9 protein-coding genes are annotated in these 12,798 nt (G+C 71.5%); 4 read left to right on the top strand and 5 right to left on the bottom strand.

Annotated elements, in window-relative coordinates:
* The first annotated feature begins 5 nt into the window (after positions 1 to 5).
* Genes AB0O36_RS05795 through AB0O36_RS05785 form a run of 3 tightly spaced genes read left to right on the top strand, consistent with a single transcriptional unit; the run spans position 6 to position 3,398 of the window.
* A complete protein-coding gene (locus tag AB0O36_RS05795; RefSeq protein WP_365104520.1) occupies positions 6 to 1,193 on the top strand; it encodes a toxic anion resistance protein in 1,188 nt (395 codons plus the stop codon).
* Positions 1,190 to 2,788 (top strand): substrate-binding and VWA domain-containing protein, encoded by a 1,599-nt coding sequence (locus AB0O36_RS05790; RefSeq protein WP_365104517.1) that lies wholly within the window; start codon positions 1,190 to 1,192, stop codon positions 2,786 to 2,788. Before AB0O36_RS05795 ends, AB0O36_RS05790 begins: the two co-directional genes overlap by 4 nt.
* A gap of 7 nt (positions 2,789 to 2,795) precedes the next feature.
* Positions 2,796 to 3,398: a hypothetical protein gene (locus tag AB0O36_RS05785; RefSeq protein WP_365104707.1), complete on the top strand. Its 603-nt coding sequence runs from the start codon at positions 2,796 to 2,798 to the stop codon at positions 3,396 to 3,398.
* A 119-nt stretch (positions 3,399 to 3,517) separates the two neighbouring features.
* Here AB0O36_RS05785 and AB0O36_RS05780 read toward each other — a convergent pair whose 3' ends face one another.
* Positions 3,518 to 5,356: a phosphoenolpyruvate carboxykinase (GTP) gene (locus tag AB0O36_RS05780; RefSeq protein WP_365104515.1), complete on the bottom strand. Its 1,839-nt coding sequence runs from the start codon at positions 5,354 to 5,356 to the stop codon at positions 3,518 to 3,520.
* Between the two features lie 250 nt (positions 5,357 to 5,606).
* On the opposite strand from AB0O36_RS05780, the gene AB0O36_RS05775 reads away from it, so the two are divergent.
* Positions 5,607 to 6,263 (top strand): hemolysin III family protein, encoded by a 657-nt coding sequence (locus tag AB0O36_RS05775; protein ID WP_365104512.1) that lies wholly within the window; start codon positions 5,607 to 5,609, stop codon positions 6,261 to 6,263.
* Here AB0O36_RS05775 and AB0O36_RS05770 read toward each other — a convergent pair.
* From AB0O36_RS05770 to AB0O36_RS05755, 4 genes are all read right to left on the bottom strand, one after another.
* Positions 6,260 to 7,372, bottom strand: a complete 1,113-nt coding sequence (locus tag AB0O36_RS05770; RefSeq protein ID WP_365104509.1) for a hypothetical protein — start codon at positions 7,370 to 7,372, stop codon at positions 6,260 to 6,262. The genes AB0O36_RS05775 and AB0O36_RS05770 overlap by 4 nt on opposite strands.
* Before the next feature lie 86 nt (positions 7,373 to 7,458).
* A complete protein-coding gene (locus tag AB0O36_RS05765) occupies positions 7,459 to 9,894 on the bottom strand; it encodes a galactose oxidase-like domain-containing protein (RefSeq protein WP_365104506.1) in 2,436 nt (811 codons plus the stop codon).
* A gap of 72 nt (positions 9,895 to 9,966) precedes the next feature.
* Positions 9,967 to 11,148, bottom strand: a complete 1,182-nt coding sequence (locus tag AB0O36_RS05760; protein WP_365104503.1) for a glycosyltransferase family 2 protein — start codon at positions 11,146 to 11,148, stop codon at positions 9,967 to 9,969.
* Between the two features lie 8 nt (positions 11,149 to 11,156).
* Positions 11,157 to 12,728, bottom strand: a complete 1,572-nt coding sequence (locus AB0O36_RS05755) for a phospholipid carrier-dependent glycosyltransferase (RefSeq protein WP_365104704.1) — start codon at positions 12,726 to 12,728, stop codon at positions 11,157 to 11,159.
* Between the last annotated feature and the right edge of the window lie 70 nt (positions 12,729 to 12,798).

Genomic DNA, 12,798 nt, shown 5'->3' with positions numbered 1-12,798 from the left:
CGCACATGACACTCACGCCACCCGAGGACGCACCCCTGGTCCTCACCGCGCCCGAGCCCGTCGCCCCGGTCCGCCGGGAGCAGGCCGCCGGCCTGGTCCCGCTCCAGGACGAGGTGCGCGAGGAGATGGCCCGGAAGGCCGGCGAGTACGTCGGCTCCCTCGCCGGACTCGACACCCGCTCGCCCGAGTTCGCCGGCCGGATCGGCGAGATCACCGCCCTGGGCACGGCCGACATCCGCACCGCCGCGCAGCAGTCCAACCGGATGCTGGACCGGGCCGTGCGCTCCCTGGGGGACGGCGGCGGCGACGCACAGGGCCGGGTCGCCGGGTCCCTGGTCGAGCTGCGCCGGACCGTGGAGGACCTGGACCCGAAGGACACGCCCGCGAAGGGCGCCCGCAAGCTGCTGGCCAGGCTGCCCGGCGGCAACCGCTTCCGCGACCACGTCGCGAAGTACGCCTCCTCGCAGGCGACGCTGAACCGGATCGTCGGCGCACTGCGCGGCGGCCAGGACGAACTGCGCCGGGACAACGCGGCGCTGCACACGGAGCGGACCCGGCTGTGGGAGACCATGGGCAAGCTCCAGGAGTACGCGGTGCTCACCGAGGCGCTGGACGCGGCCGTCGGGCAGCGGGTGGCCGAGCTGGCGGCGGCCGATCCGCAGCAGGCGGACGCCATGCGGGCGGACGTGCTGTTCCCGGTCCGGCAGAAGCACCAGGACCTGCTGACGCAGCTCGCGGTGTGCGCGCAGGGCTACCTGGCGATGGACGTGGTCCGGCGGAACAACGACGAGCTGATCAAGGGCGTGGACCGGGCCGCGACGACCACGGTGTCGGCGCTGCGGATCGCGGTGATGCTCGCGTCGGCGCTGGACAACCAGCGGAAGGTCGTCGAGCAGGTCAACGCGCTGCGGGGGACGACGGAGGACCTGATCCGCGGGAACGCGGAGATGCTGGGCTCGCAGAGCGGGGAGGTCCAGCGGATCGCCGCCGATCCGGCGGTGGGGGCGGAGACCCTGCGGGTGGCCTTCGGGGAGATCTACCGGACGCTGGACGCGATCGACACGTACAAGGTGCAGGCGACGGAGTCGATGGCGGCGACGGTGGAGTCCCTGACGGGCGAGCTCCGGGCGGCGTCGGCGTACCTGGCCCGGACGCGGACGTCGGGCGCGCTCGAAGGGGGTGCGACGCCGTGAGGGCGGCCCGGCTGGTCGCCGGCCTCGCGTGGGTGACGCTCGTCGGCGTCACCGGGTGCTCCTCCGGGGCCGAAGGGCCCGGCGAGGAGAAGAGCGTCTACAAGGAGGGCACGCTGCGGGTGCTGGCCTCCAGTGAACTGGCCGACATGGAGCCGGTGCTGAAGGGGGCCGAGAAGGCCACCGGGGTGCGGGTGGAGCTGACCTGGAGCGGGACGCTCGACGCCGTCGAGACGGTCGCCTCGGGGAAGGCCGACGGGCGCTACGACGCCATCTGGCTGGCCTCCAACGACTATCTGCGGCTGCGGCCGGAGGCGGCGGGGAAGCTCAGCTCCGAGACCTCGGTGATGTCCTCGCCGGTGGCGATCGGGGTGAAGGCCGACGCGGTGGCGCGGCTCGGGTGGAAACCCGAGGAGGTCACCTGGTCCGCCGTGCACGAGGCAGTGGCCGCCGGCCGGCTGGGGTACGGGATGACCGACCCGGTGCGGTCCAACTCCGGTTTCGCCGCGCTGGTGTCCGTGGCCTCCGGGCTGTCCGGGGCGCAGGCCGCGCTGTCCGCGGAGGACGTCGGCAAGGTGACTCCGCGGCTGAAGGAGTTCTTCGGCGGGCAGAAGCTCACCTCCGGCTCCTCCGGCTGGCTGGCCTCCGCCTATGCCCGGCGCGGCGACGTCGACGCGCTGGTCAACTACGAGTCCGTACTGCTGTCGATGAACCGGGACGCCAAGGCCGGACTGGCCGTGATCCGGCCCCGCGACGGGGTGGTCACCGCCGACTACCCGCTGACCCTGCTGACCTCGGCGCCCGCCGGGGCCCGCGAATCGGGCCGGGCGCTCACCGAGCACCTGCGGGGCCCGGCGGCGCAGAAGGAGATCACCGACCGGACGTTCCGGCGCCCGGTGGCCGCCGGGGTGGCCCTCGCCCCGGGTCTGGCGGCCGAGCCGCGCCGGGAGCTGCCGTTCCCCGGCACCCGGACCGTCGCGGACGGGCTGCTGGCCTCGTACGAGCACCAGCTGCGCCGCCCGTCGCGGACGGTGTACGTGCTGGACACCTCCGGATCGATGGCGGACGGCGACCGGATCGGGCGGCTGAAGAAAGCGCTGACGGAACTGACCGGCACGGGCGGCTCCCTGACCGGCCGGCGGTTCCGGGACCGCGAGGAGGTCACCCTGCTGCCGTTCGGTTCGCAGGTGAAGGAGGTGCGGACGCACGTGGTCGAACCGGGCCGGGCGGACGCCGCGCTGGACGCGATCCGCAAGGACGTCCAGGGGCTGGAGCCGGAGGGCGGTACGGCGGTCTACAGCAGTCTGGAGGCCGCGTACGAGCAGCTCGGCAAGGGCGGTGCGGACGGCTTCACCTCGATCGTGCTGATGACGGACGGGCAGAACACCCAGGGCGTCGGCGCGGAGCACTTCGACCGGTTCTTCGCCGGGCTCCCCGAGACACGGCGCCGGACGCCCGTCTTCGCGGTGCTGTTCGGGGACTCGGACCGCAAGGAGCTGTCGCACATCGCGGAGCTCACCGGGGGCCGGGTGTTCGACGCCACCGACGGGAACGGCTCGCTGAACGGCGCCTTCGAGGAGATCCGTGGCTACCAGTAGGGCACCGATGGCCGGCCGGGCACTGACGTACCTGGAGTCGAAGAAGAACCTGGCCGGCAGCGCCGGCGGGCTGCTCGGTGTCGGGCTGGCCCTCACCGGGGCGGCCGGTGCGTTCTGGCCGGCCGTGGTGGCCGGGCTGTACGCGGCGGGGGCGCTGATCGCCCCGCCCGAGCGGACCCCCGTACCGGACTTCGACCCGCGGGAGCAGCTCGGCGTGCTGCGGGAGGACTTCGGGCGGCTGCGGGCCTACCTGGCCGAGGTGGAACTGCCGCCGGCGGGCGGCGGGAAGCTGACCGAACTGCTGGGGCTGTACGAGGCCCTGCTCGACCCCGGCTGGGTCGCGGACGTGCTCCGGGCCGAGCCGGAGGCGGTGCACGCGCTGTCCCGGGCGGTCCGGCAGGACGTGCCGGAGTGCGTGGACACCTACAACCGGGCCCGCTGGTGGAGCCGGCTGCAGCCGGGGTCGGTGCCGCCCGAGCGGCACCTGGAGCGGCAGCTGGGGCTGCTGTTCGAGGAGGCGGAACGCCTGACGGCGGGCCTCCAGGACAGGGAGGCCCGCCGTCAGCAGACGCACACGACCTATCTGGAGGAGCGCGGACGCTCTTCCTGACAGTTGGACAGGCCGGGTGCTGCGGTGGGAACCGCTTGGTCGGGGGTTCCCACGTTCAATCCGCGCAGTGCGGAGGTCTCGGCGGACGCCGACCGGCTGGTCACCGGTCGGCGAATCGTTCAGCCGAGGCGCTCCACCAGCGCGTGGTACTGGTCCCACAGCTCCTTGGGAGTGTGGTCGCCGTAGGTGTCGAGGTGCTCGGGGACCAGGGCGGCCTCCTCGCGCCAGACCTCCTTGTCGACGGTGAGGAGGAAGTCCAGGTCGGCGTCGGAGATGTCGAGGCCGTCCAGGTCCAGGGCCGCCTTGGTCGGCAGGACGCCGATCGCGGTCTCCACGCCCTCGGCGGTGCCGTCGAGCCGGCCGACGATCCACTTCAGGACACGGGCGTTCTCGCCGAAGCCCGGCCAGACGAACTTGCCCGCGTCGTTCTTGCGGAACCAGTTCACGTAGTAGATCTTCGGGAGCTTCGCCTGGTCCTTGTCGGCCGCGACCTTGACCCAGTGGGCCATGTAGTCGCCCATGTTGTAGCCGCAGAACGGCAGCATGGCGAACGGGTCGCGGCGCAGCTCGCCGACCTTGCCCTCGGCGGCGGCGGTCTTCTCGGAGGCGATGTTCGAGCCGATGAAAACGCCGTGGTTCCAGTCGAAGGACTCGGTGACCAGCGGGACGGCGGAGGCGCGGCGGCCGCCGAAGAGGATCGCGGAGATCGGGACGCCCTTGGGGTCCTCCCACTCGGGGGCGATCGTCGGGCACTGGGCGGCCGGGACGGCGAAGCGGGCGTTGGGGTGGGCCGCCGGGGTCTCGGACTCCGGGGTCCAGGCGTTGCCCTTCCAGTCGATGAGGTGCGCGGGCGCCTCTTCGGTCATGCCCTCCCACCAGACGTCGCCGCCGTCCGGGGTCAGCGCGACGTTGGTGAAGACGGTGTTGGCGAACATCGTCTTCATGGCGTTGGCGTTGGTGTGCTCGCCGGTGCCGGGGGCGACGCCGAAGAAGCCGGCCTCGGGGTTGATCGCGTAGAGGCGGCCGTCCTCGCCGAAGCGCATCCAGGCGATGTCGTCGCCGATGGTCTCGACCGTCCAGCCCGGGATCGTGGGCTCCAGCATGGCCAGGTTGGTCTTGCCGCACGCGGACGGGAACGCAGCCGCAATGTACTTGGGGGCCTCCGCCTCGCCCTGCGGCGGGGTGAGCTTGAGGATCAGCATGTGCTCGGCGAGCCAGCCCTCGTCACGCGCCATGACGGAGGCGATGCGGAGCGCGTAGCACTTCTTGCCGAGCAGGGCGTTGCCGCCGTAGCCGGAGCCGAAGGACCAGATCTCGCGGGTCTCGGGGAAGTGCGAGATGTACTTGGTGGTGTTGCACGGCCACGGGACGTCGGTCTCGCCCTCGGCGAGCGGAGCGCCGAGGGTGTGCACGGCCTTGACGAAGAAGCCGTCGGTGCCGAGCTCGTCCAGGACCGCCTGTCCCATGCGGGTCATGGTGCGCATGGCGACCGCGACGTAGGCGGAGTCGGTGATCTCGACGCCGAGCGCGGAGAGCGGCGAGCCGAGGGGGCCCATGCAGAACGGGACGACGTACATCGTCCGGCCCTTCATCGAGCCGCGGAAGATGCCCTTCTCGCCGGCGAAGAGGTCCTTCATCTCCGCCGGGGCCTTCCAGTGGTTGGTCGGGCCGGCGTCCTCCTCCTTCTCGGAGCAGATGAAGGTGCGGTCCTCGACGCGCGCGACGTCGGAGGGGTCGGAGGCCGCGTAGTAGGAGTTCGGCCGGAGAGCCGGGTCGAGCTTCCTGAAGGTTCCCTTCGCGACGAGCTCCTCGCACAGGCGCTCGTACTCGGCCTCGGAGCCGTCACACCAGACGATCCGGTCGGGCTCGGTCAGGGCAGCGATCTCGTCGACCCAGGTGATCAGTTCCTGGTGGGAGGTGGGAAGGGAGGTGGAGGGAGCCGCGTTGTCGCGCGCCACGATTGCTCCTTGTAGAGGGGTTTTTGATGTCTGCCCCGTGGGGGCCGCGACCCGGACGCTTCGCGCTCCGCTCATCCGGTGCCGGCAACACTCATCTGATCATCCGGTGCGACTGCGCATATGTCCAGGGGGCCTCTCACGTGAGCATCGCCACTCGATTCAATCTTCGGTAAAGCCGACGATCTACGCCAGATTCAACGGAAGCTCAAGGGGGCCAGCCCCATAATGACCCTACGGACCCGTAGGTAGCATGTTCGCCATGACTGCAGAAGCCCTGGCCAAGCCGGTGATGCGCGGCTGGCTGCACGCCGGGATGTTCCCCGCCGTGGTCGTCGCCGGCCTGGTCCTGATGGCGTTCACCGACTCCACCCGGGGCCGGGTGGCGTGCGGGGTCTACGTCCTCACCGCGTGCCTGCTCTTCGGCGTCAGTGCCGTCTACCACCGGGGCACCTGGGGGCCGCGCGGCGAAGCCGTGCTGCGGCGCCTCGACCACGCCAACATCTTCCTGATCATCGCGGGCACCTACACACCGCTGACCGTGCTGCTGCTGCCGCCCTCCACCGGGCGGACCCTGCTCTGGGCGGTCTGGCTCGCCGCCGCCGCCGGCATCGCGTTCCGCGTGTTCTGGGTCGGCGCCCCGCGCTGGCTCTACACCCCCTGCTACATCGCGATGGGGTGGGCCGCGGTCTTCTTCCTGCCCGACTTCCTGCGGACCGGCGGCATCGCCGTCCTCGTCCTGGTGATCGTCGGCGGCCTGCTGTACAGCGCGGGAGGGGTCATCTACGGGATGAAGCGACCCAACCCCTCCCCGCGCTTCTTCGGCTTCCACGAGGTCTTCCACTCACTGACCCTGGTCGCCTTCATCGCCCACTACGTGGGCATCTCACTCGCCGCCTACCGGGCTTAGGGCCTGGGGGAACCGCCCCGGCCGCCGACGATCACGCGCCCCACGCGGTTCCCGAGCAGCTCCGTGAACCACATGTTCCCGTCGGGCCCCCTGGCGATGTGGAAGGGGGTGTTGTCCGGGTTCGGGGTCGGGATGTCGAACTCGGTGACCTTCCCCCGCGGGGTGATCCGGCCGATCCGGTTGCGGTTGGCCTCGGCGAACCACAGGTTCCCGTCCGGGCCCGCCGCGATGCCTACGGGCCCGGTGTTCTGCGGCGAGAGCGGGAACCGGGTGACCTCGCCGCGCGGGGTGATCCGGCCGATCTCGTGGTCGAGGCCGCCACTGTCGGTGAACCAGAGGTTCCCGTCCGGACCGGCGGCGATGTTGAACGGGGCACCGTTCGGGTTCGGCAGCGCGAACTCGGTGACCTTGCCGCGCGGCGTGATCCGGCCGATCTCGTTGCTGAAGGGCAGCGTGTACCAGAGGTTGCCGTCCGGGCCCGCCGTGATCCGGTACGGGAGGCTGTCGGCGGGCAGCGGGAACTCCTTGATCTTCCCCTTCGGGGTGATCCGTCCGATCCTGGCGGCCCCGTTCTCGGTGAACCACACGTTCCCGTCCGGCCCGCGGGTGATGCCGAACGGAAAGCTGTCCGCCTGCGGCAGCGGGAAACCGGTGAACCTGCCCCGCGGCGTGATCCGCGTGATCCGGTTGCCGAAGGGCTCGGTGAACCAGAGGTTGCCGTCGGCACCGTCGGTGATGTCGTCCGGGAAGCTCTCGGGATCGGGCAGGGGGAACTCCCTGATCGTGCCGCGCGGAGTGATCCGGCCGATCTTGTTGGCCCCGACCGCCTGCACGGTGAACCACACGTTCCCGTCGGGGCCGCCGGTGATGCCGACCGGGTTGGCGCCCGCGGTCGGCACCGCGAACTCCGTGATCGTTCCGACGGCGGCACTGTCGGTCCGGTCGGTCCGGTCGGTCCGGTCGGTCCGGTCGGTCCGGTCGGTCGCGTGCGGCCCGGCGAACGCCGGCGCGGGAACGGCGAGCAGACCGACGGCGAGCAGGACGGCGAGGCGCCGCCACCGGCCCGGAGGTCGGTGGCGGCGCGGGCTGGGCAGGGCGGTCTCGGGCATGCGCCCAGACTAGGAGGAACACCCCATCCCGGACGGTGGTGACGAGCCGTCAAACGGGTGCTGTCCCCGCCCCGTCCGGGTGCGGATCAGCAGGCGCGGCCGTCCCCGTCCGGGTCCAGCCGGAGCGGATCGCTGCCGTTGACCTTCATCCGCTGCGGGTACTTGTGCGCGGCCAGCCACGCGCAGCGGGCCTTGCCGCTGTTCCCGACCTCCGCCGGGAACACCGTCGGCACGCACACCGTCGCCGTGCCGTAGTGCCGGTCGCAGCCCGCCACCCCGGGGCTGACCGGGGCGGCATCCCGCTTCGCCGGGTTCTTCTTGGCCGGGCCCAGCCTGTCGGCGAACGTGTGCTGGTGCGCGGACGGCTGGTCCTGCCCGCCCGAGAGTGCGGCCATGGCGGGCGCGCCGCCCAGGTGCACCCACTGCGCGATCGACGGGACGCCGTTGGCGTCCACCGCGAAGAGCATGTACCAGCCGGGCGGGGCCAGGTTCGGGTTGCTGGTGACGTTGAGGTCCACCGTCGTGCCGTTCACCACGGTCAGCGGCAGGTCCACGAACCGCTGGTTCGGGTCCGAGGAGTGGGTGACCGCCGCCGGGCGGATCAGCTCCGCCTTGGCGACCGGCCGGTTCACGGTGATCCGCTGCGTGTCCCCGTACACCCACTGGTTGTCGATCACCGAGGTGATCTGCGGCCGCGGGCCCTTGAACAGGTACGGCGGGGTGTAGATCGACACGTTGTGGTTGTACGTGCCGTTGCCCGGGTTGTCGCCCACGGACATGACCCGGCCGTCGGGCATCAGGAACGCCGACGAGTGGTACGTCCGCGGGATCGGGTCCGTGGCCAGCCCCGGCTCGTACCGGTTGGTGACCGGGTTGAAGAACGACGCCTCGTACACCGGGTCGGCCCGGTCGTGCAGCCCGCCGCCCGTCTCGAAGACCTTCCCGTCCGGCAGCAGCACCGCCGACACGTACATCTTGCCCTCGGCGCCGGTCTGCGGCCGCTTCCCGGCTCCCTGGTCGACCAGACCCTGTGGCAGGTCCGGGCCGGCCGTGTACGCCGGGCTCGGCTTCTTCAGGTCGATGACGTCGGTGAGCCGGTTCGCGGCCGGGTTCGACTCGTTGTTGCCGCCGCCGACGGTCAGCACCCGCTGGTCCTGGGCCGGCGGCAGCAGCACGCTCGCCGACTCGTCCCGCTGGTCCTTGTTGCGCAGGCCGGGCACGTCCGTGACGGTGTTCGCCGCGTAGTCGTAGACCGAGGCGCCGGAGCCCGGGGTGCCGTTGCCGAAGGTGTGGCTGCCCGAGTAGAACAGCCTGCCGTCCTGCATGAGGATCATCGACGGGTACAGGCCCCAGTACGACCAGGTCTGGTTGACCTCGTTCATCGGCAGCCACTTGTTCTGCGCCGCGGAGAACTTCTCCGCGGTCACGTTGCCCGTGGAGTCCTCCTTCAGCCCGCCGAAGGAGATCACGTCACCGTTGCCGAGGATCGTCGCCGACGGGTACCAGTGCCCGCCGTTCATGTCGTTGGTCTTCGTGTACTTCTCCGTCGCCGGGTCGAAGACGTAGGAGTCCTTCAGCCCCTGGTAGCCGATCTTGCCGTCGGCCGACGGATAGCCCTTGTTGCCGCTCATCACCAGCACCCGGCCGTCGGACAGCTGCACGTGGCCCGCGCAGAACATGTCCACCGGCGTCGGGACGGTCTTGAACGAGCCGTTCGCCGGGTCGTACACGGCCGAGGTGAAGGTGCCCGCGTTGAACTGCGCGATGTCGTTGCCCGAACCGGCGATCAGCAGCACCTTGCCGTTCTTCAGCACCACCGCGTGCATCGACCGCGTCGGGTTCTTCGCCGGGATGACCTCCCACTTGCCCTTGGCGCACTCCTCCGCGGTGCCGGTGCAGGTGGGCGTGGGACCGGTGGCCCCGACCTCCTCCATCGCGTAGTCGTCCGTGGTGAGCGTGCCCACCCCGTACACCGAGATCCCCCACGCGATCTTGTCCGTGTTCGGCGGGACCACCGGCGTACGGACCTCCGTGCGCGCCCAGGCCGCGCTGACCGGCGGGTTCTGCAGGTCGGTCCAGTACTGCCAGGTCCCGGTCGTCGACTCGCGCCGGAACACGGTCACCGACACGTCCGGGGTGTTGGACTTGTACCAGGCCGACAGGTCGTACTGCTTGCCCGGTACGACGGCCGGCGCGCAGGCCGTGTTCTCGGTGACCAGGGCCTTGCGGTCGCCGTCCACCCGGCGGGTCAGCGTCACCCGCATCGCCTTGGTGCCGGAATGCGCGTCGGCGACGGTGGCGAAGGTGAAGTCGTTGTTGCCCCAGCCGGACTTCGACCAGCAGGAGGGCATGTCGGAGCCGGCGGCTCCGGCGGTCTCGAAGCCGGGGTTGGTGAGCAGGTTGGGCGGGCCGGCGGTGGCCTGCTGCGGTGCGGTCAGCAGCAGGCCGCCGGCCATCGCCCCTACGGCGAGCAGGGCGGCGCGTCGCCGGCCCCGCCGCACCCGTCGTATCGGGATGCGCATGGTTCCGTACTCCCTTGTCTCTCGTGCGGCTCGGCCCGCGTCAGCGGCGACACGGGCCGGATTCGACTCGGGTCAGTGGGCCGCGCGGCGCTCGGGGGAGCCCTTGCGCGGCAGGTAGACGAGGGCCTCGGTGGCCGCGAACCGCAGGACGAACGTGGTCACCAGCGCCAGCGCGGTCGCCGGCAGCACCGCCAGGCCGGCCTTCCCCACGAACAGCGCGATCAGCGGGATCCGCAGCAGCAGATCGGCATTGGCCAGCAGCGCGAAGCGGCCGATCCGGTCCGCCCAGTGGCGGTGCCGCCGCCGGTCACGGAAGAGCAGCAGCTCGATCAGCGCGAAGTTCCACAGCACCCCGGCCTGGTTCGCCACGATCTCGGCCGGCAGGTAGTGCATCCCGGAGCGGGTCAGCAGCCACAGCGCCACCAGGTTGGGCACGAAACCCGACAGCCCGATCAGACCGAAGCCGATCATGCGGGCCAGAGGGCTGGCGGCCCGCAGCGACGCCAGGTGCGTCAGGAACCGCATGCCCTCCTTCGCCGTGGACTTGGACTCCCCCGCGAACCGCTCCTGGAACACGAACGGCACCTCGGCCACCTTCGCCGGACGGCAGCGCACCGCCAGCTCCAGCAGGATCTTGTAGCCGAGCGGGCGTAGCGCCTCCGCCGTCACCGACGGGCGGCGCATCGCGAAGAAGCCGCTCATCGGGTCGCTGATGCCGCGCAGGACCTTCGGGAACAGCCCCTTGGTGAGCCAGGTCGCGCCCCGGGACACCGCGATCCGGTAGTTCCCGGCCAGCCCGGCCCGGCTGCCGCCGCTGATGTAGCGGGAGGCGACGACCAGTTCGGCACCGGTGCGCTCCCCCTCGCCGACCAGCTCGGGCACCAGGTGCGGCGGGTGCTGGAGGTCGGCGTCCATGACCACGACCCAGTCGGTCGCCGCGCGCTTCACGCCCTCGACGACCGCGCCGCCGAGGCCGCCGACCGCCTCCTCGCGGTGCAGCACGGCCACCGGGAAGGGGCAGTCACGGGCCGCCTTCTCGATCACCTCCGGGGTGTCGTCGGTGGAGTCGTCCACGAACAGCACCTCGACCGGCAGCCGGGCCGGAAGGGAGTCGGTCAGCCGGCGCAGCAACTCCCGTACGTTCCCGGACTCGTTGAAGGTCGGGATGATCACGGTGACGCTGCCGGGCGCCTCCGATGGCGCCGCCTCCAGGGTCGGATCGGGTACGGCGGAGGTCCACAGGTCTTCACTCATGGCGCGCCTCAGCTCCCGCTCGGGGTGGTCGTCCGGCCGCTGTTGCTCCCGCTGTTGCCGCTGTTGCTGCTGTTCCCGCCGTTCCCGCTGTTCCCGCCGTCCTCGCGGTTCGTCCTGCGGATCTCGACGCGGTCCTCACCGCTGCCGAAGACGGCCACCGGTGTCGAATGCTCCAGCGCCGCCTTGACGTTGGGCAGGTCGCGGGCGTCCCGGCGCACCGTCGGCGAGGACACCACGTAGTCGATGTCCCGCCAGCCGCGCGGCAGGGTCTTGGTGACCGCGGGGTCGAGGTCGGCCTTGTAGAACCAGATGGCGCCCAGACCCGGCCGGAAGCCCGCGTGCACCGCGTCCAGCCAGAGCGCGTCGTCGAGCAGCACCCGGGTGTGCTCCGGGGCCTCGACCTCGGTGCCCAGCCAGGCCGCGGCCTGCCGGTAGGGGGCGTTGGCATCGACCGTGAGCGCCGTACGGTTCCCCTCGTACCAGCGCGGGACGACGTACACCGCGGCGGTCACCGCGAGCACGGCGAGCACGGCCCGGCGGGCGTAGGTGATCCGCCACCGGCCGCGGCGGAGCACGGCGTGGGTGATGCTGGCCGCGCCGCCGGCCAGCACCAGCGCGAGGAAGGGCAGGGCCTGGATGACGTACATGGCCGGCAGGTAGCCGGACGGGCGCATCGCGACCAGGGCCAGGATGACCGCGGCCAGCGCGGGACCGGCCAGCGCGCGGGCGGTCACCGACCAGCGGTGGGTGAGCAGCAGCAGGACGGCGCCGGCCAGGCCGCCCAGCGGCAGCACCGTGTCGTAGTACAGCCAGGACTCGAAGACGCCGTTCGAACCGGAGCCGGCGTCGAGGATGAAGCCCGAGCCCTCGCGGCCCATCTGGTACGTGATCCCGCCGATCAGCGAGACATGGCCCTCGCCGGGGAACAGCTCGCCGTTGAGCAGCGCGTACAGCGGGTACGACAGGCCGATCAGGGCACAGGCGGTGACGGCGCCGGTGACGGCGAACTTGCGGGTGTCACGGTGGCTGTGCCGCCACATGGTCACCAGCAGCGCCGGCAGCACCACCAGCATCGTCTCCTTGGTCAGCACCGCCGTGGCGGCCGCCAGACCGGAACCGAAGTGGTGCCACAGGTGGCGGCTGGGCGACGCGGCCAGGCAGAACGCCAGCAGCATCCACATGACCGCCAGGTTGTCCAGGAAGATCTCCCGCTGCAGCACCACCGAGAGCGGGGACAGCCCGAACAGGGCCATCGCCAGGCCGGACGCCCAGCGGGGCAGCCACAGCCGGCGCGCGAGCACGTAGAGCAGGACGGCGCTCGCCGCCGACACCACGAGCATCACGAAGCGCATCGAGGCGACGGTCATCGACTCGGGCACGAAGAGGGAGGGGAGGTAGGTCAGGCCGGCGACCTGGATCCAGCCCAGCGGCGGGTGGTCGTACCAGTACGTGTAGTGCGCCAGGCCCTCGCCCTGCTGGACCGCCCACGCCTGGGCGAGGTACGTGCCCTCGTCGTCGGAGAGCGGCGGGAAGGCGGTGATGTTCCAGCCCTGCACGACCAGGATCGCGAGCAGCAGCACGCCGCAGAGGAGGAGGTCCGGGCGCGAGCTCCGGAACCGGACCTGCGGACGGACCCAGGCGGGCGATGCG

It is taken from the genome of Streptomyces sp. NPDC089799, from assembly GCF_040684755.1.
Taxonomy (GTDB): domain Bacteria; phylum Actinomycetota; class Actinomycetes; order Streptomycetales; family Streptomycetaceae; genus Streptomyces.
Note: the sequence above shows the minus strand (reverse complement) of the source record. Positions and strands in the feature narration are given on the sequence as shown.